The organism is Arthrobacter sp. MYb23 (assembly GCF_002979775.1).
Classification (GTDB): domain Bacteria; phylum Actinomycetota; class Actinomycetes; order Actinomycetales; family Micrococcaceae; genus Arthrobacter.
This window is the reverse complement of sequence record NZ_PCPR01000011.1, coordinates 73,496-95,768: the sequence shown is the minus strand read 5'-3', so window position 1 is coordinate 95,768 and position 22,273 is coordinate 73,496. Positions and strand designations below refer to the sequence as shown.

Genomic DNA, 22,273 nt, shown 5'->3' with positions numbered 1-22,273 from the left:
CAGCACCGCACCCGCACCCGCCGGGCGCACCCCTTGAGCGCCAGCGTCGCACCCGCTCGCGCCTCACGCACCAGAGGTTACGGGTGCAAATGGCGGAAACGGGTGCGGCAGGCCGCCGGAACCACGTCAGCGACGACCCTGGCCGAGCGCATGCAAACGCTATAGATCTATCCAGTAGCGACGGATGGGCTCAGCGATACCCAGGTCCGGACTAAAACTCTCCGGTGGGCGGACGCCTTCAAGGATGCCACCGCAGGCCTCGATGGTTCGGGCGGAAGCAGGGTTGGACTGCTTGCAGGTCACCATGACGCGCTCCATCCCCAGGGCGCGCCCTTCCTGGAGGGCGCCGTTGAGGGCAAGCTTGGCGAGTCCCCGGCCCCGGGCGCTTGGCCGGATTCCGTAACCGATATGTCCACCCACTTCGCTCAGATACTCATTGACCAATGAGTGCCTGAGGCTGCTGGAACCCAGATAAGAATTGCCCTCCACTACCCAGATGGTGCTCTGGTTGACCAAGCCTTCGGGAGGCTGGAATTCTTCCAGGGGCATGTGGTGCAACAGTTCAATCCACTGGGCGAAGTCGCTGCTGTCGCGGAGATCCAGCTCGTAGCGGGCTGCCAGAAAAGCCGCGGAGCCATCTTGGTCAAGGGTTCCCCACTCGTCCCAGCTTTCAAGCCAGGACGCATGGAAGCTGGCGGACGGGCGTGTGAGCTCGGCGTGAATCATTGGGCGAGCGTACTACGGCTGTCGGTTCAGGCTTCAGATGTCTTGGTCGTTTTCGGCGTCCTGGTCGAGGGGCGGGACGGGGTCCGCTTCCGGACCTCCCGCAGCACGATCTGCTCTGGGCAAACCGTGGAAAGGAAATCTCCAACCGATAGAGCCAGGCGCTCACCCACGAGCGAGTAGAGAATACGGTTGGCGTCCCGGCGTTCCGCAACCAGGCCTGCTTGGCGCAGCACGCTCAAGTGTCGGGAAATGGTGGGTCCCGTGGCGTTGAATCGCGCAGCTATCTCACCGGCAGCCAACTCGCCGTCCTTGAGGTCTTGAAGAATTTGCCGCCTGGTAGGGTGCGCCAACGCTGCGAAGATATCCGATGCTGCATCTGCCATGTTTGCAATATAGCACAATAGCTATATACAGTTTAGCTTCATTGCTAATAAGCGAAGGAGCTAGATCATGCGTGTGGCTATTACCGGCGGTACCGGCTTTGTGGGGCGTCACCTCGCGGAACGACTCGACAGCGAGGACACTGTGGTCATCTCCAGGCGGACGGGAGTGGCAGTCACCGACGTCGAGGCCTTGACGAAGGCCTTCAGAGGTTGCGACGTCGTAGCCCACTGCGCGGGGATCAACCGGGAGATCGGTGACCAGACTTTCCAGCGGGTTCACGTTGAAGGCACCCGCGCCGTCATTGAAGCTGCCCGGAGGGCGGGCGTCCAAAGAATCGTCATGCTGAGCTTCCTTCGCGCCCGTCCGGATTGTGGCTCCGCCTATCACGAGACCAAATGGGCTGCCGAGGAACTCCTGCGGCAGTCGGGCATCGAGCACACGATTCTCAAGGCGGGGATGATCTACGGCAAGGGAGACCACATGGTGGACCATGTGACGCGTGCGGTGCGCAGCTTCCCGGTTTTCGCAACGGTCGGATATCGGGAGCGGACCGTTCGACCCATACCGGTGGAAGAGGCCGTTAACACCCTGATTGCAGCCCTCGAAGGTCGCGTGCCCACCCCGACCGTCGCGGTTGTCGGGGCCGAAGAGCTCGAACTTGGAGCGGCTGTCCGCAGGATCGCCCGGATGGCGGGTGGCCATCCTGTTTACGTCCGCGCCCCCATCTGGTCCATTCGCGCGCTGGCGCAGCTGACAGAGTGGACCATGGTGGTGCCCCTCGTTGCCAAAGCCCAGGCGCAGATGCTCACCGAGGGGGTCAGTGAGCCCTCACCGTATGCGCCGTGGCTTCCCGTGGAGCTGCGTCCCAGGCTTCCTTTCGACGACGAACGCATCCGGGCCGCCGTACCGGAAGGCCGCTTCGCCTTGGACGACCTACGGGTAGTGAGGTGGTGGAATGCGCGCATGGACCGCAGACGGCCAAGCCACCCGGTCCACTAGTTCGACTTGTCCACTAGTTCGACTTGCTCAGCGTCCGGCCCATGATGGCCTGGGTGAGGGCATCGATCACCTCAGCGTTGGCCAGCGGGTTGCGGATCAGGGTGAAGTCGACGTCCCCCACGGGCGGCAGACCGAACCTCTGCGTGATGACCTTCAGGTCCTCAGGCACCAAGGACGCCGGCATCACAGCAACTCCGATGCCGGCGCGCACAGCCGCGAGCACCCCGCTGATCTGCTTGGTGCTGCACGTGATCCGCCAGGTCCGGCCCTCGGCTTCCAGTGCGTCGATGGCCAGCTTCCGGCTGAGGCTGGGCGCGGGGTACGCGATGAGTGGGACCGGCGCTCCGGGTTCCAGCACGGTCTGCTCCACACCCACCCAGGCGAAGTTGTCGTGCCGGACCACTGTGCCCTCCTTGGCTCCGGCCACCCACTTCACGAATACCAGGTCCAGTTGCCCGGCGTTCAGGCGTTTGTAGAGCTGGTCGCTTTGGCTGACGGTGAGCTCCAGGTTGATTTGCGGGTACAGCTGCCGGAACTCGCGGAGGATCCGGGGGAGTCCTGTAATGGCGAGGTCATCGGCGGTGCCGAAACGGAGCCGCCCGCGCATGGCAGAACCGGAAAAGTAGCGGGCAGCCGAATCGTGGGCGGCCAGGATGCTGCGGGCGAAGCCAGCCATGGCATCGCCGTTGTCGGTGAGCCTGACTTCGCGCGTATCGCGGGCCACGAGTACCCGCTTGGCGGCGGCTTCCAGCTTGCGGACGTGCTGGCTGACGGTGGGTTGGGCGAGCCCCAGGCGTTCCGCCGCTTTGGTGAAACTCAGGGTTTCGGCCACGGCAAGGAAGGAGCGGAGCTGGACAGGTTCGAACACGAAACTCCTCAAGAGCAGGTCAGCGCCGGGCCGGAGTATTGCGCCGCTTCCCTTGGTGCTGCAAGCAGCTCATTGCGTTCCGCAATGCTAGTTATAGGCGCAATACGCTTCCATAATTGCTGCTGGCAACCATAGCGTTAAAAGCATCCCACCGAAACTCTCGATCCGAGGACTACTTTTGGCACCCCCACCGCCTGCAGCGGCAAACGTCAGCCAGCCCGTCATCGATTCCCTGTCCGCACCTCCGCCCGTGGACACCGTCACCCAGCCACTCGCCGTCGTGAGCGAAAAGCTGCCCTGGCGGCACACCTTCATCTCCTTGAAGGTTCCGAACTTCCGAATCTTCGCGATCGGCCACTTCATTGCCGTGATCGCCATCTGGATGCAGCGCATTGCCCAGGACTGGATGGTGCTCCAGCTTTCCGGGTCCGTCACCGCAGTCGGAATTACGGTGGCGCTGCAGTTCATGCCGTCACTCTTCCTTGGCCCATGGGGCGGCATGATTGCCGACCGCTTCGCAAAACGAAAGATCCTCATCATCTGCCAGTCTGCGGCGGCCGTACTGGCCGCAGCGTTGGCAGTGCTCTCCCTGAGCGGTCGCGTTGAAGTGTGGCACGTCTATGTCATTGCCTTGGCCCTGGGCTTCGTAACCGTTCTGGACCAGCCGGCCCGGCAAGTGTTCGTCAACGAGCTGGTAGGCCCCAAGTACCTGCGGAACGCCATCAGCGTGAACTCCACCACCTTCCAGCTGGGCGGGCTGATCGGTCCCGCCTTGGCCGGTGTGCTGCTCACCGCCGTAGGTGCCGGCTGGGCCTTCGCCGCGAACGCAGTGGCATGCTGCTCCACGGTGGCCATGCTGCTGATCCTCCGCAAGGACCAGTTGCACCTGAGCCAGCCGACTCCCCGCAAGAAGGGAATGCTGCGCGAAGGTCTCAACTATGCGCTCAGCAAGCCCACCATCTACTGGCCATGGTTGATGGCCGGCTTCGTGGCAGTTTTCGCCATGAGCTTGCCCGTGCTGCTGGCCGCGTTTGCGGACCACGTGTACGACGCCGGTGCCGGAGGCTACGGCCTGCTGAACGCGATGGTTGCGCTCGGTGCGCTGACCGGCGCGGTGGCCTCCACCCGCCGTCGTCAGCTGCGGTTGCGGTCGGTAGTGACCTCTGCCGGGCTGTATGGCCTGATGCTCTGTGCGTCCTCGCTCATGCCAACCATGGTGTGGTTCAGCGTCACCATGGTCCTCGCCGGATTCTGGTGCCTCATGTTCCTCACCGCGGCCAACCAAATGGTGCAGACCAGCTCCAACATGAGCATCCGCGGACGCGTCATGAGCCTGTACCTGGTGGTGCTGATCGGTGGACAGGCAATCGGCGGACCCATGATGGGTTGGCTCGCCGAGCACCTCGGCCCCCACCTGGCCATCCTGATCTCCGGAGGTGTGCCAGCCATCGCGGCGGTGGTAGTCGCCGTCGTCCTTGCCCGGAAGTCATCCCTGCATATCAAAGTGGACCTGCGGGATCGGCGGCGGGTGCTGCGGATCGTGCGGGAGCCTCAAACGGCTTAAAGAGTGAAGCGCCCTCGGTGAACCGGGGGCGCTTCATGGTGCGTCGAGCTAGTGGCTAGGCCACTGGCAAGTGCGGGTAATCCGCTGAGCGTCCCTGGAACTCCAGAACGTCCGGATTGCGAATCACACCATCACGAATCTCGATTGCGCGGGAGACGGTCTCGTTGGCATCCCATCCGTCCGGTCCCGCCACCACGGTGTCCAGGAACGGAAGCAGGGCCTCGCTGATTTCCCAGCTTGCCGAATTCCAGAGGTAGGACGGGCTGTGGTCCACGGCGTAGTAATTGACGTGCCCGCCCACGCGGAACATGGGCTCGTCGAACGTGGTGGTCCGCGCCCAGCTGAAGCCCATACCTTCGTCGCAGGATACATCCACAATCAGGCTGTCCGGTTGGAATTCCGTCAGGTCTTCAGTGCGAAGGTACGTCAGCGGGGCGTTCGGGTCCTGCAGGGTGCAGTTCACCACGATGTCCGCAGCGGCCAGGAACGGCGCCAAGGGCTTGCGTCCCTTGTCCGTAATGACTTCACTGAGGAACGGCGCCTTGCTGTCATGGTCGAATTGCACGATCCGTACTGAATGGATCGGAGACCCGACGGCGGCGACGCCCCTGTTGGTCAGGACCTGGACGTCGTGAATGCCATGGGCATTCAGCGCCGTGACGGCACCGCGGGCCGTGGCACCGAATCCAATAACGACGGCGCTGAGCCGGCGTCCGTAATCGCCCGTGGAACCAGTGAGGGCCAAAGCATGCAGCACGGAGCAGTATCCGGCGAGCTCGTTGTTCTTGTGGAAGACATGCAGGCCGAAGCCGCCGTCGCCCGCCCAATGATTCATGGCCTCAAAGGCGATGAGCGTGAGCTTCTTGTCAATTGCCAACTGAGTGATGGCCCGGTCCTGCACGCAGTGGGGCCACCCCCACAACGTTTGACCGTCACGGAGTTCGGCCAAATCCTGAGCCTGCGGCTTGGGCAGGAGGATGACGTCGCTGTTGGCGATCAATTCCTCCCGTGTCCCGAGACCGCCCACCAGAGACTCAAGTTTGCTGTCCGGCACACCGAACCGCTCGCCGTAGCCGTGCTCAAAACGAAGCTGCCGGCGAACTTCAGGAGCGATGCGCTCCAAATGCTGCGGGTGGATGGGCAAGCGGCGCTCATTGGGCTTCAGTGAGGAAGCGAGGACGCCAACGCTCAGCTGGCCGGTTGGTGCTGTCACTTCTTGTTTCCGGTGGAAGGCTTTGCCGCCTCGGTGGCGGAAGACTCGGAAGCCCGCTTATCCGCGCGTTTTTCCTTGATGGATTTGCTGGATTTCTTCGATGCAGTTTGGCGCGGTGATTTGTCGCCCATGATGGCTCCCTTAGAGCGGAGCCGCGATGGCTCCTGACTCCTGACGATACACCTCCCCGGAAGGCGTTGTGGCCGGAGTCACCAGGGCTGGGCCGTTTAGCGACGGCGCGGGTGGTCCCTTAGGTGAGTGCCGGCGTCGAGCGTTCAGTCTTGAGACAAAAAGAAACCCCGGATCACTGGATCCGGGGTTTTCTTGGAGCGGGCGACGGGAATCGAACCCGCGTATCGAGCTTGGGAAGCTAGCGCTCTACCATTGAGCTACGCCCGCGTTGCCCGGGAAAAATCCCCCGAGCGAGTCCTAGCTTAGCGCAGTTGCGGGACTCCTCATGACCGGCGCACCGCGGGCGCTGAGCAGGCCTACTTGAACAGTTTCAGGCCGTTCCACCCGGAACCGACCTGACTGTACGTTGTCCACTGCCCCCGGCCCAAGCCGTAGTTGTAGAGGTTCCCAGCTGACGTCTGGGCGGTAATACCACGGGTGCCTGCGCCCGTCAGTCCAAAGCTCGGAGCCATGACACGCATGTACTGCCAGCCGGTACCTACTGTTGTGGCAGGGCCGTAGAAACCTGCCCAGCCGTCGCCGCGGTAATTGATCAAAGCCCCGGAGGAAGTCCGGGCCAGGATGTCGTTGGCGCCGTCGCCTTCCCAGTCTGCGATGGTCAGCTCCATGCCTTGCCAGCCGCTGCCGATTGTGCGCGGGCTGCTCAGCGCGCCACCAAACGTGTTGGGGTAGTAGCGGAGCACACCGTCCGGGAAGTATCCGACGACGCCGGGCCGGCCGTCCGCGTGGGTCCACTTGCCCACGGTGATGGTCATCTGGTCCCACCCGCCGTTCCCTACAATCACTTGGCCTGCGAAGCCCCCGCCGGGAAGGCCCCGGAACACGCCCAGAGTGCCGTTGTTCCACTGTGCCAAGAGGTCATAGACGCCATCGATGTCCCAGTCCACAACGAACGCCTGCTTTAAACCCGTCCACCCCGAACCGATCTGGACCGCATCCATGTAGCCGCCTGCCGCCGTCGACGGGTACCTCAACAGGCGGCCGGAGGCGTCCGCCGCCACCAGGTCTGCGCCTGATTTGATGCTGGCGGACACCGCGGTATTGCCGGCAAAGTACTGCTCCAGGGTGGGGAAGCCGCGCCGATTCATGTCAGTGGCCAGGGCCACGCCCACATAGCGCAAGTGCCATGGCTCGTAGCTGTAGCCCGTGATTCCGGTATAGCCGTCGGGATACCGGACGATGAAGCCGTACTTGTGGGCATTGGCCGCCACCCATTTGCCCGCGGCGGTGTCACCAAAACATGTGCTGAGGCCGCAGGAACCTGCCGCGTTGCCGATGTCCATAGCCAAGCCGGTCTGGTGCTCGCTGTAGCCGGGGCGGGCAGAAATAGTGTCCGCGTACGCCTGGCCGTAAATGCTGACGTAGTACGCGTAGACCTGTTGCTGCTGGGCGTAGGAACGGTAGCCGCTCACGATCGACAAGCCGCCGGTCCCGGCGTCCGCCGCACCCTGGAACAGGCCGTTAAGCCAGGCCGCCGCTTCTGCACGCATGTACTGGCCCGAGCCGCGTGCGTTGACAAGGTCCGACGGCGCGTAGCTGGCAGGGTTCAAAGGCCGGGACTTGTTGACCAGCACCGAGTAGCTGGTGGGGTCACCAATGGGGTCCACGCTGGGAAGAGGATTCACCGTGGCAGGAACGGCAGCTGCCATGGCCGGGACCGCCGAAACAGCGCCGCCAGCCACTGCAACAGCCAGGAAGACCGCACAAGCAGCCACCCGCCGTCTGAACTTACCTCTAAGACCTTGGCGATCCTGAACCTGCATGACGTCCCCCATCTCGATTGTGTCAACGTGGGGCACTCTACCGTCTGACAGGGCAGGTGTCAGTGGTGACTTTATTGGTACGTCAGATAACCATTCGGTCAAGGCTCGCCTCCAGAGGACCCAAGCGAAGTTCTGCTGGCTACGCTGAAAGTGTTAGCTGCTGAGTAGGGGGAACCGGGCTACGTAACTGATCCGTACGCCGAAAGAGGTTTCCATGGCCTTCGCAGACCATGAAGTGGTGATTCACCGGGATGCCATGACCATTTATGCCTTCCTGATGGACGGACTGAACAACTCATTGTGGCGCTCAGGGATCCGCAGCATTTCCCTCCGATCCGGCGGCCGCGGGCAAAAGGGCGCCCTGTACCAGCAGACCATCAACGGACCCGGCGGCCGACCCGTGGCCGCGGACTTCCAGATCACCGAAGCACGGCCCGGCGCCGAAGTGCGGTTCGCCGTGGTCGCAGGACCCGCGCGGCCAACCGGCGGCTACTACCTCAGCACCGAAGGCCAGAGCACGCGCCTACGGTTCGCTTTGGAGTACCACCCCAAGGGGTTGCAGAAGCTGATGAACCCCATGATTCAGAAAAGCATGGAGCAGGAAGTGGTGCAGTTGGAGCAGCTGAAGACCGTCATGGAATCGCGGTCGGCGGCTTGAGCCCTACTGGGCCAGTTTGAAGCCGCCCCACCCGCCACCCACTGCCACAGGCGTAGTGAGCTTTCCTGAGGTTAGGTCCCAATACTCCAGGACACCGTTGGCGCCCAACCCGGCAACGCCGGTGGTCCCCGCCCCATCGACTCCTTGCAGAGCACGCAGTCCGGAGTAGTCCGTCCACGCCGCGCCTACCACCGGCCGGGCCTCCTGTTTGGGAGTACCCAGGCCGCTGCCGCGGTAAAGGCGCAGGTATCCATTGGGTTCAACGGTCAGCAGGTCCTGGAATCCATCTGCGTTGTAATCCACCATGCTGAGCCGGACAGCCCTGTTGCCTGTGCCAATGGCAGCCTGGGTGCGGATGTACGTCATCCCCGAATTCCTATAGAGCCAGAGCCCTCCGGAAGCGTCCATGGCCACAATCTGCGGGAGCCGGTTGTTGGCACACCAATTGCCCACTGCGATGTTCAGCGACTGCCATCCGTGGCCCAGGACCCCGGGCGATCCGAAGCCACCTGACTGTCTGCCCGGATAGACAAGAAGGGCACCGTCTGAGCGTTGGGCTATGAGGTCGAAGACGCCGTCACGGTCCCAATCGGAGACGAAGAGTTCCTTCAACCCGGTGAAGCCGATGCCGATCTTGCGGGCCCCGCCGTACTTGGCGCTGCCCAAGGATGGATAGGAGTACACGGTACCGTCGGGGCCGATGGACACAAGATCGGCAGCACTACCGATTGACGCAGCACTCAAGTCCAGTGTTGGCGGTTGGTGTTTGTCGCTCGGTTCGCAGACGCCCACGGGGTCGGTAGGCGGTTGGACAGTGCCGCCCGGGCTTGTGGTGGTCCCCGCCGGCAACGATGTGTAGCCGAAGAAATTCACCACGCCCCAGAGCGTGAAACGGTTCGGGGTGGTCTGCCAATTGCCATCCGTGTACGTGATACCGATGCCCATGACGTTGAACCGGGGATCACGCAAAAGGGCATCATGACCAGGGGAACCCTTCCACCACTCCACAAGCTGTGCCGCGTCACGGTCCCAGCGGACAGCGATGACCTCACCCGCGCCATTGTTTGGATTAAGCGCCCGGGGATCTGTCCAGAAATTGGCACGGTGCTGGATCACCTCACGCGTGGCGATGTTGTTGGACCAATCCTGGGCCAGGCTGGCCACCGTTGCGTGGTACTTCACCGGGGCCAGGCCAAGCGAGGCACGGTAGCTGTTGATCGCGTTGAACACCGTCAGGATTGCTGCCGCGTTGCTGTCAGGGAGGAGAGCCAGGGCGCCATTGTCGGGATTGACGTCGCCGCTGGGGCTCTTGCCTGGGAAGGGCGTGGCCGGTGCTGATGAAGGGGCTGGGTTGGCGTTTGCCGTGGGCGTCGGAGTTGCCGCCGGTGCTGTGGGTGCCGCCGGTGCTGTGGATGGCGCGCTTGCGGTCGGTTCGGATGAGGCGGTTTCGCTCGGGGAGGGTGAAGGGGTTTCGCTTGGGGAGGCCGGGTCTGTAGGTGAGTCTGATGGGTTCGGTCCTGCGGCCGGGGCGGTCGGCGGGACTTCACCCGGGACTTCACCCGGGACGGCGCCAGTGGTCCCCTGTGGAGCCGGTTCCGTGGCTGGTGGTCCGGTGGTACCAGCGTTCGAGGGGTTGTCCGGACCCCACGAGGGCCCGATGCTGGGCAAAGGCGGTGGAGTTTCAAAGACGGGATCCACTGCGACGGGTCCGCTGTCCGAATCGGTTCCCGTGGAGACCCCTGGTGTCGGCTCCAAGGGCCCGGCGTCCGGGGTGGGCACCGGGGCCGGCTGGGGTGCGTTGCCGGCCGCCGGGAGGGGCACGGAAGGTGCGGGGTCCGCCGTCGAGCTTTCCTTCGATGCCGTCAGTCCTGACGGGACAGCCGCCGAAGGGGTGGAAGTGGGGCCGGGAATGGTCTGCGTTGAAGGAAGAATCTGGCTGGAAGCGACCACCCCGAGAGCCAGCGTGCAGGCCAGCACAATAGCGGCAGGCGCAGCCAGTTTTCTCACAATTACCCCGCGAATGCTCGTTGCCCCCAAGTACGGGCGCGGTTCTACATGTCCGGGAACTATAGTCCCATGGGGCGGCGCGGACAATGCATGGGGTATTTTTGATGCTGTGCTGATCTCTGACCGCGATATTCGTGCCGAAATAGACTCCCAACGGATTGTTCTTGAACCGTACGACCCCGCGATGGTTCAGCCGTCCTCCGTGGACGTGCGGATTGACCGGTTCTTCCGGCTCTTCGACAACCATAAATACGCCCACATCGACCCCGCCGAGGAACAGCCGGAACTGACCCGGTTGGTGGAAGTGGAGGGCGACGAGCCGTTCATCCTTCACCCGGGAGAATTCGTGCTCGGCTCCACGTACGAAACTGTCAGCCTGGCCGACGACATCGCCGCGCGCCTCGAGGGGAAGTCATCCCTGGGGCGCCTCGGGCTGCTGACGCACTCCACGGCCGGCTTCATCGATCCCGGGTTCTCGGGTCACGTGACCTTGGAGCTCTCCAACGTTGCCACGTTGCCCATCAAGCTGTGGCCGGGCATGAAGATCGGCCAGCTGTGCTTCTTCCGGCTGACCTCCTCAGCGGAGCACCCCTACGGTTCCGGCGAATACGGCAACCGCTACCAAGGCCAACGTGGACCCACCGCGAGCCGCAGCCACCAGAACTTCCACCGGACGTCCATCTAGCGTCTCTCCTTGTTGCCGAGGGGTTAGATCCCGCCCCTCGGCGAGGAGAGGTGACGCGCTCGCTACGCCGGGGCGCGCTCAGGCGTACGCGGTGGGGCTCCCGGTGTCTTCCTGATGGCCTTGACCACCGGTTCCACGAAGCGGGCCGCAAGTGGACCGAGAATTGCCATGATGAGGACGTAAGCCGTGGCGAGTGCTGCGAGTTCGTCGGGCACTGCGCCGGAAGCAACTGCCAGCCCCGCAATGACAATGGAGAACTCACCACGCGCGATCAAGGCCGCTCCTGCGCGGAAGCGGCCCGGCACAGCGATGCCGGCGCGCTTGGCGGCCCATATTCCCGTGAGCATCTTGGTTGCGGCGGTGATGACTGCCAACACCAGAGCCCACCCAAGGACCGGCGGAATGGAAGTGGGATCCGTGTTGAGCCCGAACGCTACAAAGAAGATCGCAGCAAAGAGGTCCCGCAACGGTTCCAGAATCCTGGTGGCGTTGTGAGCTGTAGCGCCTGAGATGGCGATGCCCAACATGAAGGCCCCCACTGCGGCCGACACTTGGAGGGCGGAGGCAATGCCTGCCACGAGGAGTGCGAGGCCCAGCACGTTGAGCAGGAAGACCTCAGAGTTCTCACTGTGCACCGCTTGCGAGACGCGGTGACCGTGCTTGAGGGCGATGACCAACACCACCGTGACCACCGCCAGGGCAATGCCCACGGTCTGCAATCCGCCCAGGAACCCTACACCGGCAAGGATGGCGGTCAGGATGGGAAGGTAGATGGCCATGGCGAGGTCTTCAAAGACCAAGATGGAAAGCACTACGGGAGTCTCGCGGTTACCGATACGGCCGAGGTCGGTGATCACCTTGGCGGCGATACCGGACGACGAGATGTAGGTGACGCCACCCATGACGATTGCGCCCACGAGCCCCCAGCCCAGAAGCAAGGCCAAACCCGCGCCCGGGATGAAGTTGAGGACAAAGTCCATGACTCCGGCCTGCCACGACCGCCGGAGGCCCGTGACGAGCTCCGAGGCCGTATATTCCAGTCCGAGCATCAGCAGCAGGAGGATGACGCCAATTTCTCCTGAGAGATGGGCGAACTCGTGCATGCCATCGAGCTTGACGAACCCGCCGGCTCCGAAAGCCAGGCCCCCCACCAGATAGAGAGGAATGGGGGACATGCCTATCCGGCCCGCTAGTCGAGCAAGGAGACCGAGGCAGAAGACGACGGCCCCCAGTTCAACGAGGGCTAATGCGAGCGGATCCATTCCGGTTAGCCGTTGCGCAGGATGTCGGCTGCCGAGTCAAGACCTTCCTGCGTGCCGACCGCTACGAGCAAATCGCCGGTGTGAAGTACGACGTCGGGTGCCGGCGACGGGACCACCTCGCCTTCGCGCATGATCGCCACGATGGACACACCGCTGCGCGTGCGTATCTGTGCCTTGCCCATGGGCTGGTTCGCGAAGGGCGATTCAGGGGTGATGGAGAACTGGCGGGTGACGATGCCCGGTATCTCGCGATGCTCCTCGGCCAAGCGCATGGCGATGTGTTGGCCACCCAGGAGGTTCCCCAGCGTCGATGCTTCATCGGCTGTCAGCGGGATGGATGCCTGGCACGTGTCAGGATCATCCCAGGTGGACACGAAAAGTTCTGTCTCGCCCTCACGAAGTTCCACGACACCGATGCGACGGCCCGAGGCCGTGACGAAATCCTTGCGGATCCCGAGGCCCGGGAGTTCTGTCTCATCCACGTTCATAGCTCCACCCTAACTCTGTTGTACGGGTCCGGTACGGCGTTTATGCCCAGCCAGTCCTATGTAGTTAACGCTCTGGGACCACGGCTATTTCCACCTTGGCCGGTGGTTTCACCGGCAGGATCACCAGCAGGCCTGCAAGCAGCACCACCATAATTCCCAGGATGCCCCAGCGTTGGGCTTCACCTTCTGCAACAAGCGGCGAGGCGATGGTGATGCACAGGGTGAAGAGGGTGGGAGCGAGGAAGCTGACTGCCCTGCCCGTTGTGGCGTACAGGCCAAAGAGTTCACCGGATTCCCCAGCGGGGGCGAGCCTTGCCAGGTAGGCCCGTGAAGACGATTGGGCTGGTCCCACGAACAAGCAGAGCAGCAGGCCGAAGACCCAGAACGTGGAGGTTCCGGGCCAATCGTTTCCGAAGAAGACGTAATCGCCGTTGCCGAGAACCAGGATGGCTGTGCCAGCGATAAGGAGCCCAACCAAGGAGAGGATGATGACGGCCTTGGGCCCGATCCTGTCATCCAGGAAGCCTCCGACGATTGCGCCGACAGCCGCTACTACATTTCCGAAGATGGCGAAGAAGATGACGTCCTTGAGTTCGAAGCCGAAGGTACCGGCGGCAATGACGCCGCCAAAGGTAAACACGGCCGCCAGGCCGTCGCGGAAGATGGCGCTGGACAACAGGAAGTAGATGGTGTGGGGACTGGTTTTGTAGATTGCCCTGATGCGGCGGAACAGCAACTTGTACGAGGCCACAAATCCAAGCGATGCGGTGTCCTTCTTCACGGAAACTTCCGGCACGGCGAACATCACGGGGAGGGCAAAGATGAAGAACCACAGGGCGGAGAAGATGGCAACGAGGCGGATGTTGAGGGAGTCCTGAGTGGACGAGCCGAACCAGTCAAAGGAGGGCTGAACAAATAACTGCAGGACAAGGAGGAGCGCCACGATTCCGCCGAGATATCCCATGGCCCAGCCAAAGCCACTGACCCTGCCAATGTTCTTGGGGGTTGAGATCTGGGCCAGCATGGCGTTGTAGTTCACACCTGCGAACTCGAAGAAGATGTTGCCGGCCGCGATCAGGCAGACGCCGAGGAGCAGGAACTCAGGTTGCGGGAAAACGAAGAAGCACAGCGCAGTCAGGACAGCCGTGGCGGCGGTGTTGACGCCCAGCCAGAGCTTGCGGCGCCCTCCGGCGTCCGAACGTTGACCGGTGACGGGAGCGAGCAGCGCAATGGCGAGGCCTGCAATGGCCAGGGCGGCACCGAGGGCTGCCGAGGCGGCGTCTTCCCCGCCGAAGGCATTTGACGTCAGGTACACGGTGAAAACGAAGGTGGTCATGACTGCTTGGAAGGCAGCCGACCCCCAGTCCCAGGATGCCCAAGCGAGTATTTGCGCCTTTTTTGAGGCGACGGGTCCGGAGGCAAGCTCAGACGTTGGGTGGGAGGCTTCGGGAACTGCGGCCGCGTTCATAGCTTGAATGCTATAGGGGCGGGGATACAGGTGGACGCATGACAGACCGGGTTGTGGACAACGCCGCTTTAAGCCGTGCGCGCAGACGGGTTCCGATGCCGAAATCTGTCAGTCCGCCTTGATAAACTAGGTAAACCGAACCCAACGTATGACCGCCTGCTCCAACTTTTGACAATATGTTCCTGACTTTGCGGAGATAACAGTGATCACAGTTCTCGCCATCACCTTTGTAGCGGCAACTGTGGCGCCCATGATCTTCGGCAAACTCGGCAGGAACGCGTTCTACGCCCTTGCAGCGGTGCCGGCAGGCGCCTTTATCTGGCTGCTCTTCCAGTACAACGCCGTATATTCCGGCGGCGGCATAGAAGAGGTCCTTCCGTGGATCCCCAGCCTGAAGCTTGAGCTCGCCTTCCGCATGGATCCTTTGGCTTGGATCATGTCCCTCCTGATCCTCGGCGTCGGATCGTTGGTGTTGGTTTATTGCGCCCGTTACTTCAAGAACAAGGACGCGGACCTCGGCGGATTCGGAGCTCAGCTCCTTGCTTTCGCCGGGGCAATGTTCGGTTTGGTGACCTCCGATGACCTCCTGATGCTGTTCATCTTCTGGGAGCTCACCACCATCCTGTCCTACCTGCTGATCGGCTATGCGCGCACCCGTTTGGCTGCACGCCGATCGGCGTTGCAGGCCCTCATGGTCACCACCGCGGGTGGGCTGGCCATGCTCGTAGGCCTCATCATCATGGGCCAAGCTGCAGGAACATACCGGATTTCAGCGATTCTGGACCAAGCCGGGACGCTCATGAGCGGACCGATGCAAGGAGCGGTGGCTGCCGCCGTCGTCCTTGTCCTGGCTGGCGCGGTGACCAAATCGGCGCTTGTTCCGTTCCACTTCTGGCTGCCGGGCGCGATGGCCGCTCCCACGCCCGTCAGCGCTTACTTGCATGCGGCGGCGATGGTCAAGGCCGGCATTTACCTTGTCGCGCGTCTGGCGCCGGGCTTTTCGACGTCGGAGTTCTGGCTTCCGGTGGTTCTGGGGCTGGGCCTGGCCACCATGCTGGTTGGCGGCTACCGGGCACTTCGCCAAACCGACATTAAGCTCATCCTCGCTTACGGCACCGTCAGTCAGCTCGGATTCCTCACCATGGTGGTGGGACTGGGCCGTCCTGACGCTGCTCTCGCCGGGCTCGGATTGCTGCTCGCCCATGGCCTGTTCAAAGCGGCCCTGTTCCTGGTGGTGGGCATCATCGACCACCAATCCGGCACCCGCGATATCCGTAAGCTATCCGGAGTTTTCCGTTCTTCGCGTGCCCTGGGAGTGGTGGCCGGTATTGCGGCTGCGTCCATGGCCGGCGTGCCGCCGTTGGCTGGTTTCGTAGCCAAGGAGTCGGTCTTCGAGGCCTTCGTCCACTACGGCACCGGCGATCATGCTCCGGCGTGGGGCGTCTGGATCCTTATGGGGCTGGTCATCGGCTCCATCCTCACTTTCGCCTACAGTGCCCGCTTCATGTGGGGCGCGTTTGCGGTCAAGCCGGGTGTTGAACCCACACCTTTCAAACCCATCAAGCCCGCGTTCCTTGCCGCCCCGGCCATCCTCAGCCTGCTCACCATCGTGTACGGCCTCTGGCCGGCCCCCGTGGACACGTGGATCCAGCCTTACGCGGCGTTGTTCGCCGACCGTCCGGACGCGGTCGACGCCGGACACTTGGCTTTGTGGCATGGCGTCACCCCCGCACTGGGCCTGACAGCGATAACTTTCGCGGCTGGCGCCGCGATGTTCTACGGGCGCAACCTTGTCTCCCGCGCTCAAGGCTTGGTCCCGGACTGGGTGGACGGCGACCGCGCCTACCAAAACACCATCGGGGCCTTGGACGATGTCGCGGTCTGGGTCACCGGCCGCACGCAGCGTGGTTCCCTGTACTTCTATCTGGCAGTAATTCTGACGGTTGCGTTCGCTGTGCCGGCGACCGCGTTGATCATGGCCAACAAGCCATTGCCCGATGGCATCTACTTCATCGACCCCAACTCTCCACTGCAGCTTGTGGCAGGTGCCGGAATCGTTGTGGGTGCGCTGGCCGCAGTCCGTGCCAACAAGCGTTTCCTCGCCGTTCTCATGGTGTCCGTCACCGGTTATGGCATTGCCCTGATGTTCGCTTTGCAGGGCGCTCCGGACCTCGCCCTCACCCAAATGCTGGTGGAAACCATTGTGCTGGTGGCGTTCGTGCTGGCCATGCGCAGCCTGCCAGCAGAGCTCAGGGACCGGACCGGAGGCAGGCTCAGGGTGATCCGCGTGATCATTGGGGCGGCATTCGGTATCACCATGATCTTCGTGGCCATTTACGCCATGGGCGCCCGCGTGGCTACTCCCATTTCCCTTGATTTCCCGCGGTTGGCCTATGAAGGCGGCGGCGGTCTGAACGTGGTCAACGTGACCCTGGTGGATATCCGCGCATGGGATACCTTTGGCGAGATTTCCGTGCTGGCGATTGCCGCCACTGGTGTAGCGAGTTTGATCTTCGTCCGCAGCCGCGGTGACCGGATCAAGGCCTCGGAGGCCGTGCCGGAAGGCAGTGTGGGGCGCCGCACCGGCGTCGACCGTGATTCACGCGACGGCGCCACTCTGGCCGTTGCCAAGAAGTTCACCGACGTCACCCGCGACGCGTGGCTGGTGGCGGGACGCACGCTCGCACCTGAGCGACGCTCGATCATCTTTGAAGTAGTGACGAGGCTGATCTTCCACTCGATGATCGTCTTCTCCATTTACCTTCTCCTGGCCGGACATAACCTGCCAGGCGGCGGCTTCGCGGGCGGCCTCACCGCGGGCCTGGCCCTCACCATCCGGTATCTGGCTGGTGGCCGATTCGAGTTGAGCGAGGCAGCGACCATCAGTGCCGGCACGCTTTTGGGGACGGGACTTGCGACGGCGGCAGCCTCCGGTGTTGTTCCGCTCTTCCTTGGAGGACAGGTATTCCAGAGCGCGATCATCGAGTTCTGGCTGCCGGTGTTTGGCGACGTCAAGTTTGTCACGTCCACGATTTTCGACATCGGCGTGTACATCGTGGTGGTGGGGTTGGCGCTGGACGTCCTCCGCAGCCTCGGAGCCGAAATCGATGAGCATTTTGAAGGTAAAGGCGCGCCGCTGGCGGAGGAAGATGCCGCCGAGCATCCGGAACTTGCCCACGAAGCCGCCGAGTCCGCTGCGCTCGGGAAGGGTAACGCATGAGCATCAACCTGACCCTGTTGATTGTCATGGGCGTGCTGTACGCCTGCGGCATCTACCTGATCCTTGAACGCAGCCTGACGCGAGTGCTGTTGGGGCTGATGCTGCTGGCCAACGCCACCAACATCCTCATCCTGAGCACCGGAGGTTATGCCGGCCTGGCGCCGCTGTTCAGCAAGGAAACGAACCCGGAGACCTACAACGATCCCCTGCCCCAGGCGCTGATCCTGACGTCAATCGTCATTTCCTTCGCCGTGACAGCCTTCATGCTGGGGATCATCTACCGCACCTGGGTCCTGGCCCGACAGGACGAGATCCAAGATGACCTCGAAGACGTGCGCGTGGCTAAGACACCGAGCTTCGACGCCGAGGACGACGCCATTGTCCCGCTGGAAACCTCGGAGTTCGCGGTCACTCCTGCAAGCCCGGCGGATCGCGAAAAACCGGACGCCACCGAGACCCCCAACACGGCAACAACCCAGGAAGGAGGCAGCGCGTGAACCTCGCGAACCTGTCGCCGCTAGCTGTCCTCCTGCCAATTCTGGGTGCTGCCCTCGCGTTCCTGCTGATCCGCCACCACAGCGCCCAGCGGGTGGTGAGCATTGGCATCCTCAGTGCAACCCTCCTGCTCGAATGCCTGCTCCTGATCTCGGTCTGGGACGGGGGCACCACCTCGGTCACTTTGGGCGGATGGCTGCCGCCGTGGGGCGTGGTCCTGGTGGTGGACCAGTTCTCCTCGCTCATGCTGGTGGTCTCCACCGTGGTGAGCCTTGCGGTGTTGATCTACGCGACGGGGCAGGGTATGGCCGACGGCGACCAGGAAGCCCCGGTCTCGATCTTCCACCCCACCTATCTGATCCTGGTGGCGGGCGTATCCAACGCGTTCCTGACCGGTGACCTCTTCAACCTTTACGTCGGTTTCGAGATCCTGCTGACGGCAAGCTACGTCTTGATGACGCTGGGCGGAACGGGTCCGCGCATCCGTGCGGGCGTCACGTACGTGGTGGTTTCAGTGGTGTCGTCCGTGTTGTTCCTCATTGCGATCGCCATGATTTACGGAGCCACCGGAACCATCACCATGGCGGACCTGGCCATCAAGCTGGCCGAATTGGATCAGGGCACCCAGAACCTGCTGCACGTGATGCTGCTGGTGGCGTTCGGCATCAAGGCAGCAGTCTTTCCCCTGTCCTTCTGGCTTCCGGACTCTTATCCCACCGCCCCCGCTCCTGTGACCGCTGTGTTCGCGGGCTTGCTGACCAAAGTGGGCGTCTACGCTATGGTCCGCACGGAAACTCTTCTGTTCCCGGGGGACACGCTCAACGTCCCGCTGATGGTGGTGGCGTTATTGACCATGATTGTCGGAATTCTGGGTGCCTTGGCCCAGAGCGACATTAAACGTCTCTTGTCCTTTACCCTGGTGAGCCATATCGGCTACATGGTGTTTGGCCTCGCCATGAGTTCCGTGGCCGGACTGGGCGCCGCCGTGTTCTATGTAGCCCACCACATCACCGTCCAGACCAGTTTGTTCCTGGTCACGGGTCTCATTGAGCGGCGCGGTGGAAGCTCCTCCATAGACCGCTTGGGTGGCTTGGCGAAGCTCTCACCGCTGCTGGCCTTGCTGTTCTTTATCCCCGCAATGAACTTGGCAGGCATTCCGCCGTTCTCCGGTTTCCTTGGAAAGCTGGGGCTGTTGCAAGCGGGTGTGGAGTTGGGAACACCGTTGGCGATCACGTTGGTGGTGGGTGGCGTGGTCACCAGCCTGCTGACACTGCTGGCGATCGCCCGCGTCTGGAACAGGGCGTTCTGGCGCAAGCCGGAGGACGCTGAGTACCCGGACCCCGTGTTGAAAACCCCAGGGAACGTGGGAGTACTTCCACGGACCATGGTGGGATCCACGGCTGGACTGGTGGTGTTCGGCGTTGCACTGACGGTCTTCGCAGGTCCGTTGTTCAGGGTTGCTGACGGCTCCGCCGGGATCATGTTGGACCGTTCCGCTTATATTCACTCGGTTCTGGGAGATTCGGTGGTGGTGCCGCCGCTGGCCCAGAAGGATGAAGCGCAGAAGGATCAAAGCCCAGCGGATGACGCGCGGACGGGGGATGCCAAATGAGCCGTAAACCAATCTCTTTCCGCACGGAACTGCCGCTGCTCATCTGGCTGGTGATTGTGTGGGGTGCGTTGTGGCGGGACTTCAGCCCGGGCAACCTCCTGTTCGGCGCCTTGATTGCTGTGCTGGTGGCCAAGTTTTTCTACCTTCCGCCGGTGGAGCTCAGCGGCAGGTTCAACGTCCTGCGCGCCATACCTTTTGCCCTGATGTTCCTCGCCAAAGTGGTGGCAGCGAGCTTCCTGGTGCTGTACCTGGCTGTAGCCAAAGGACCCAGGGTCCGCAGCGCCGTCGTCGCCGTCCCGTTGCGGAGCCATTCCGACCTCATGGTGACGGCCACCGGTCACGTCATCTCGCTGATCCCGGGCTCCCTGGTGGTGGAGGTGGACCGCTCCACATCCACGCTCTACCTGCACGCGCTCAACATTTACGAAGAGGCGGACATCGACAAGATTCGTCAGGAAACCCAAGAAATTGAGGCAGGACTGATCCGCATTATGGGTACGCGCGAAGAAGTCGAGGCACTCAGGGCCGAACAGCGTCCCGGGTTGGAAGGGGCACCGCTGTGAAGGAAGTAGTCCTGGTGGTTACCGCCGTGATTCTCAGCCTGGCCGCCGCAGGAGCGATTGTCCGCATCGCCATCGGTCCGTCCCTTCTGGACCGCGTTCTGGCATCAGATGTTTTGCTGGCCATCCTCGGTGCTGCCCTGGCGATCGACATGGCACTGAACAAACACCTGAACAACCTGATGCTTCTGGTAGCCCTGGCGGTGATCGGATTTATTGGCTCGGTGACTGTTGCCCGGTTCGTGGCCGAGCGGAGGGAGCAGAACAATGAGTCCTGACGCCTCCGGCCTTGACGTTGTTATTGATGCTGTCACCGCCGTGTTCCTGGTAGTGGGAGCCTTGATGTCCCTTGGCGCAGCCATTGGTCTGCTGAGATTCCCGGACCTCATGAGCCGCATGCACGCAGCCACCAAACCGCAGGTCCTGGGGTTGTTCCTCATGTTGGCCGCGATCGGACTCCAGATGCGCACATGGTGGGTGTGGCCGGTTCTGTTGGTGGCATGGATTTTTCAGCTCCTCACAGCACCCGTCTCTGCCCATATGGTGGGCCGCTCCGCCTACCGCACCAAACATGGACACCGCGAAAAGCTCACCAAGGATGAACTGGAGGCCGTGGTCCAAAGGGCGGCTGCCGGCCAGGAACCACGGAGCGAAAACTAAACTGCGTGGCAACACAACAAGCGCGGGTCCACTGAGGTGGACCCGCGCTTGTTGTTGCTGGCTGGTATCTGGACGATGTCCTGATATCTAGACGATGTCCTGGGACTTGGCGAAGCGGGCGATGGCACGCTGCGTTCCGCGGTTGGCAAGGACCTGGATGAGGGTGCTCACGAACGCCGAAATCAGGGCGAAAGTCAGGGCCGAGCGCAGGCTCGTCTCCACGTCATCGTTGCCTGTGGGCGGCTTGTTGCCGGTGGCTTTTTCCCACCCTTTGTTGACGAGTTTGGTTCCGACGAAGCCCGCTCCGAGGCTCACTCCGGTACCCAGTAGCTTGAGGAAGAGATTCATGTCCCCAGCCTAGCTGCAAGGCAGGGCGAACACCGTCAGCGGCGGTTTTCCCGTTCCTTGAGGAACGCGGCCATGGAACCAACTGGTGCCAACACCGGGACAACTTTGTGTTCGGCCGACCATACGTCGTCCACGGTCAGGAACCCGGAAATTTCCTTGAGCAGGTAATACGTGGGTGGCATCAGCTTCAGGGTGCCAGCCGCCTCGGCGGAGAGAATTCCGTCCACCGGCATCCACAGTGATTTCCAGGCCTCCGTGGTTTGGTGCTGGGGCTCAGCCCCCGGGGCAGGCTTGGCGACGTAGAAATAGGTATCGAAGCGCTTGGGCATGTCCGTCGGGGTAACCCAGTTGGCCCACGGACGCAGATCAGCGGCGTGGATGCTCAGTCCTGCTTCTTCACGGACCTCGCGGATTGCGGCTGTGAGTATTGTCCCGGCGTTTCCCGCTGCTTCGCCCGGCTCCGCGCCGATGGAGCTTTGGTCCCAGTCTGCCGCGTGCCGTTCGAGCAGTCCCGCAGGGTAGTCCCACCCGGACCTGTCCGCCGGGTCCACTCGTCCTCCCGGGAAGACCACCATGCCAGCGGCGAAGTCCATGGTGCTGACCCTGTGCTGGACGAAGGCTTCAAGCCCGTCCGGGGCATCACGGAGCAGGATAACGCTCGCGGCCAGGCGTGGTTGTGGCACGGCACCTTCAGCGCCGGGTAGGTCCTGCTGAGGAAGGTCAGTCATGAAATGCGCCCCTTTGCCGCGGTGAAGTCTGCTGGTTCATTCTCTCAGGTCGGTTTGTGGGGCCTGGTGTGCGTGGTTGTGCACGTAGGTGGGGCGCAGAGTGGGCCCCGCAACGCACCCACGCAACGCACCCCGTCAACGCACCCCGCGGAGACCGGAAGGCGATTGTGACTGGACAGCAGCGACCGCCACGGGCTCAGGTGTAAACTGAACCAGCCCATCAGGGCAGATTTGATAACGACAGGGGAGCGCCGCCGTCGGACTCTGCAGAGATGCAGAAGACGCGAGGGCGCTGAGAGTGCGGACAGCCGCAGACCCTCGAACCTGATCCGGTTAGTACCGGCGCAAGGGAGTCGAGCTTCTCAGAGTGTCC

22 protein-coding genes, 1 tRNA gene and 1 riboswitch are annotated in these 22,273 nt (G+C 62.7%); of the genes, 10 read left to right on the top strand and 13 right to left on the bottom strand.

What is annotated here, in order from left to right:
* Nucleotides 1-159 precede the first annotated feature (159 nt).
* Entirely contained in the window at nt 160-726 is a 567-nt protein-coding gene (locus CQ020_RS13095) for a GNAT family N-acetyltransferase (protein WP_105692234.1), read from the bottom strand.
* 26 nt (nt 727-752) lie between these two features.
* Nucleotides 753-1,109, bottom strand: a complete 357-nt coding sequence (locus CQ020_RS13090) for a metalloregulator ArsR/SmtB family transcription factor (protein WP_105692274.1) — start codon at nt 1,107-1,109, stop codon at nt 753-755.
* A 67-nt stretch (nt 1,110-1,176) separates the two neighbouring features.
* On the opposite strand from CQ020_RS13090, the gene CQ020_RS13085 reads away from it, so the two are divergent.
* Nucleotides 1,177-2,109 (top strand): SDR family oxidoreductase, encoded by a 933-nt coding sequence (locus tag CQ020_RS13085; RefSeq protein ID WP_105692233.1) that lies wholly within the window; start codon nt 1,177-1,179, stop codon nt 2,107-2,109.
* Between the two features lie 13 nt (nt 2,110-2,122).
* Here CQ020_RS13085 and CQ020_RS13080 read toward each other — a convergent pair whose 3' ends face one another.
* Nucleotides 2,123-2,977: a LysR substrate-binding domain-containing protein gene (locus CQ020_RS13080; protein WP_024818365.1), complete on the bottom strand. Its 855-nt coding sequence runs from the start codon at nt 2,975-2,977 to the stop codon at nt 2,123-2,125.
* Nucleotides 2,978-3,155: 178 nt separating this feature from the next.
* Between CQ020_RS13080 and CQ020_RS13075 the strand changes: the two genes are divergently transcribed.
* Nucleotides 3,156-4,541 (top strand): MFS transporter, encoded by a 1,386-nt coding sequence (locus CQ020_RS13075; protein WP_105692232.1) that lies wholly within the window; start codon nt 3,156-3,158, stop codon nt 4,539-4,541.
* 55 nt (nt 4,542-4,596) lie between these two features.
* Here CQ020_RS13075 and CQ020_RS13070 read toward each other — a convergent pair whose 3' ends face one another.
* The 4 genes from CQ020_RS13070 to CQ020_RS13060 all read right to left on the bottom strand — a co-directional run bounded on the left by CQ020_RS13070 (nt 4,597) and on the right by CQ020_RS13060 (nt 7,709).
* Complete coding sequence (locus CQ020_RS13070) at nt 4,597-5,754, bottom strand: N(5)-(carboxyethyl)ornithine synthase (RefSeq protein ID WP_105692231.1); 1,158 nt, start codon at nt 5,752-5,754, stop codon at nt 4,597-4,599.
* Nucleotides 5,751-5,885 (bottom strand): hypothetical protein, encoded by a 135-nt coding sequence (locus tag CQ020_RS24510; protein ID WP_011776304.1) that lies wholly within the window; start codon nt 5,883-5,885, stop codon nt 5,751-5,753. Before CQ020_RS24510 ends, CQ020_RS13070 begins: the two co-directional genes overlap by 4 nt.
* 194 nt (nt 5,886-6,079) lie before the next feature.
* Nucleotides 6,080-6,153 (bottom strand) — tRNA-Gly (locus CQ020_RS13065).
* A gap of 89 nt (nt 6,154-6,242) precedes the next feature.
* A complete protein-coding gene (locus CQ020_RS13060; RefSeq protein WP_105692230.1) occupies nt 6,243-7,709 on the bottom strand; it encodes a D-alanyl-D-alanine carboxypeptidase family protein in 1,467 nt (488 codons plus the stop codon).
* Nucleotides 7,710-7,923: 214 nt separating this feature from the next.
* On the opposite strand from CQ020_RS13060, the gene CQ020_RS13055 reads away from it, so the two are divergent.
* The gene (locus tag CQ020_RS13055) at nt 7,924-8,367 is read left to right on the top strand and encodes an SRPBCC family protein (RefSeq protein ID WP_105692229.1); all 444 of its coding nucleotides are present in this window, start codon (nt 7,924-7,926) and stop codon (nt 8,365-8,367) included.
* Between the two features lie 3 nt (nt 8,368-8,370).
* On the opposite strand, the gene CQ020_RS24505 is transcribed toward CQ020_RS13055, so the two are convergent.
* On the bottom strand, nt 8,371-10,374 hold the full coding sequence (locus CQ020_RS24505; RefSeq protein ID WP_258141876.1) for a CAP domain-containing protein: 2,004 nt from the start codon (nt 10,372-10,374) through the stop codon (nt 8,371-8,373).
* 109 nt (nt 10,375-10,483) lie between these two features.
* Here CQ020_RS24505 and dcd point away from each other — a divergent pair, with 109 nt between their 5' ends.
* Nucleotides 10,484-11,059: a dCTP deaminase gene (gene dcd, locus CQ020_RS13045; protein ID WP_011776299.1), complete on the top strand. Its 576-nt coding sequence runs from the start codon at nt 10,484-10,486 to the stop codon at nt 11,057-11,059.
* Nucleotides 11,060-11,121: 62 nt separating this feature from the next.
* Here dcd and CQ020_RS13040 read toward each other — a convergent pair whose 3' ends face one another.
* The 3 genes from CQ020_RS13040 to CQ020_RS13030 form a co-directional block, all read right to left on the bottom strand.
* On the bottom strand, nt 11,122-12,321 hold the full coding sequence (locus CQ020_RS13040; RefSeq protein WP_024818356.1) for a cation:proton antiporter: 1,200 nt from the start codon (nt 12,319-12,321) through the stop codon (nt 11,122-11,124).
* A gap of 5 nt (nt 12,322-12,326) precedes the next feature.
* Nucleotides 12,327-12,809: a cation:proton antiporter regulatory subunit gene (locus CQ020_RS13035; RefSeq protein WP_024818355.1), complete on the bottom strand. Its 483-nt coding sequence runs from the start codon at nt 12,807-12,809 to the stop codon at nt 12,327-12,329.
* Nucleotides 12,810-12,873: 64 nt separating this feature from the next.
* Nucleotides 12,874-14,277 (bottom strand): MFS transporter, encoded by a 1,404-nt coding sequence (locus CQ020_RS13030; protein ID WP_105692228.1) that lies wholly within the window; start codon nt 14,275-14,277, stop codon nt 12,874-12,876.
* 202 nt (nt 14,278-14,479) lie between these two features.
* On the opposite strand from CQ020_RS13030, the gene CQ020_RS13025 reads away from it, so the two are divergent.
* Genes CQ020_RS13025 through mnhG form a run of 6 tightly spaced genes read left to right on the top strand, consistent with a single transcriptional unit; the run spans nt 14,480 to nt 20,824 of the window.
* Entirely contained in the window at nt 14,480-17,497 is a 3,018-nt protein-coding gene (locus tag CQ020_RS13025; protein ID WP_105692227.1) for a Na+/H+ antiporter subunit A, read from the top strand.
* Entirely contained in the window at nt 17,494-17,994 is a 501-nt protein-coding gene (locus tag CQ020_RS13020; protein ID WP_105692226.1) for a Na(+)/H(+) antiporter subunit C, read from the top strand. The genes CQ020_RS13025 and CQ020_RS13020 overlap by 4 nt, the downstream gene beginning before the upstream one ends.
* Entirely contained in the window at nt 17,991-19,604 is a 1,614-nt protein-coding gene (locus CQ020_RS13015) for a Na+/H+ antiporter subunit D (protein ID WP_105692225.1), read from the top strand. Before CQ020_RS13020 ends, CQ020_RS13015 begins: the two co-directional genes overlap by 4 nt.
* Complete coding sequence (locus tag CQ020_RS13010; protein WP_105692224.1) at nt 19,601-20,167, top strand: Na+/H+ antiporter subunit E; 567 nt, start codon at nt 19,601-19,603, stop codon at nt 20,165-20,167. Before CQ020_RS13015 ends, CQ020_RS13010 begins: the two co-directional genes overlap by 4 nt.
* Nucleotides 20,164-20,442, top strand: a complete 279-nt coding sequence (locus CQ020_RS13005) for a monovalent cation/H+ antiporter complex subunit F (RefSeq protein WP_105692223.1) — start codon at nt 20,164-20,166, stop codon at nt 20,440-20,442. The genes CQ020_RS13010 and CQ020_RS13005 overlap by 4 nt, the downstream gene beginning before the upstream one ends.
* Nucleotides 20,432-20,824, top strand: coding sequence for a monovalent cation/H(+) antiporter subunit G (gene mnhG / locus CQ020_RS13000; protein ID WP_105692222.1), 393 nt, complete (start codon nt 20,432-20,434; stop codon nt 20,822-20,824). Before CQ020_RS13005 ends, mnhG begins: the two co-directional genes overlap by 11 nt.
* 87 nt (nt 20,825-20,911) lie before the next feature.
* Here mnhG and CQ020_RS12995 read toward each other — a convergent pair whose 3' ends face one another.
* Together CQ020_RS12995 and CQ020_RS12990 are read right to left on the bottom strand one after the other, a co-directional pair.
* Nucleotides 20,912-21,172, bottom strand: a complete 261-nt coding sequence (locus CQ020_RS12995) for a DUF4235 domain-containing protein (protein ID WP_024818347.1) — start codon at nt 21,170-21,172, stop codon at nt 20,912-20,914.
* A gap of 35 nt (nt 21,173-21,207) precedes the next feature.
* On the bottom strand, nt 21,208-21,900 hold the full coding sequence (locus tag CQ020_RS12990) for an NUDIX domain-containing protein (RefSeq protein ID WP_105692221.1): 693 nt from the start codon (nt 21,898-21,900) through the stop codon (nt 21,208-21,210).
* A gap of 232 nt (nt 21,901-22,132) precedes the next feature.
* Nucleotides 22,133-22,269: riboswitch (TPP riboswitch) on the top strand.
* Nucleotides 22,270-22,273 lie beyond the last annotated feature (4 nt).

What these genes read in the sequence shown, in the direction of transcription:
- CQ020_RS13055 (WP_105692229.1), top strand. Translation starts at nt 7,924, where the DNA reads ATGGCCTTCGCAGACCATGAAGTGGTGATTCACCGGGATGCCATGACC.
- CQ020_RS13040 (WP_024818356.1), bottom strand. Translation starts at nt 12,321, where the DNA reads ATGGATCCGCTCGCATTAGCCCTCGTTGAACTGGGGGCCGTCGTCTTC.
- mnhG (WP_105692222.1), top strand. Translation starts at nt 20,432, where the DNA reads ATGAGTCCTGACGCCTCCGGCCTTGACGTTGTTATTGATGCTGTCACC.
- CQ020_RS13010 (WP_105692224.1), top strand. Translation starts at nt 19,601, where the DNA reads ATGAGCCGTAAACCAATCTCTTTCCGCACGGAACTGCCGCTGCTCATC.
- CQ020_RS12990 (WP_105692221.1), bottom strand. Translation starts at nt 21,900, where the DNA reads ATGACTGACCTTCCTCAGCAGGACCTACCCGGCGCTGAAGGTGCCGTG.
- CQ020_RS13020 (WP_105692226.1), top strand. Translation starts at nt 17,494, where the DNA reads ATGAGCATCAACCTGACCCTGTTGATTGTCATGGGCGTGCTGTACGCC.
- CQ020_RS13095 (WP_105692234.1), bottom strand. Translation starts at nt 726, where the DNA reads ATGATTCACGCCGAGCTCACACGCCCGTCCGCCAGCTTCCATGCGTCC.
- CQ020_RS13030 (WP_105692228.1), bottom strand. Translation starts at nt 14,277, where the DNA reads ATGAACGCGGCCGCAGTTCCCGAAGCCTCCCACCCAACGTCTGAGCTT.
- CQ020_RS13090 (WP_105692274.1), bottom strand. Translation starts at nt 1,109, where the DNA reads ATGGCAGATGCAGCATCGGATATCTTCGCAGCGTTGGCGCACCCTACC.
- CQ020_RS13035 (WP_024818355.1), bottom strand. Translation starts at nt 12,809, where the DNA reads ATGAACGTGGATGAGACAGAACTCCCGGGCCTCGGGATCCGCAAGGAT.
- CQ020_RS24510 (WP_011776304.1), bottom strand. Translation starts at nt 5,885, where the DNA reads ATGGGCGACAAATCACCGCGCCAAACTGCATCGAAGAAATCCAGCAAA.
- CQ020_RS13085 (WP_105692233.1), top strand. Translation starts at nt 1,177, where the DNA reads ATGCGTGTGGCTATTACCGGCGGTACCGGCTTTGTGGGGCGTCACCTC.
- CQ020_RS12995 (WP_024818347.1), bottom strand. Translation starts at nt 21,172, where the DNA reads ATGAATCTCTTCCTCAAGCTACTGGGTACCGGAGTGAGCCTCGGAGCG.
- CQ020_RS13060 (WP_105692230.1), bottom strand. Translation starts at nt 7,709, where the DNA reads ATGCAGGTTCAGGATCGCCAAGGTCTTAGAGGTAAGTTCAGACGGCGG.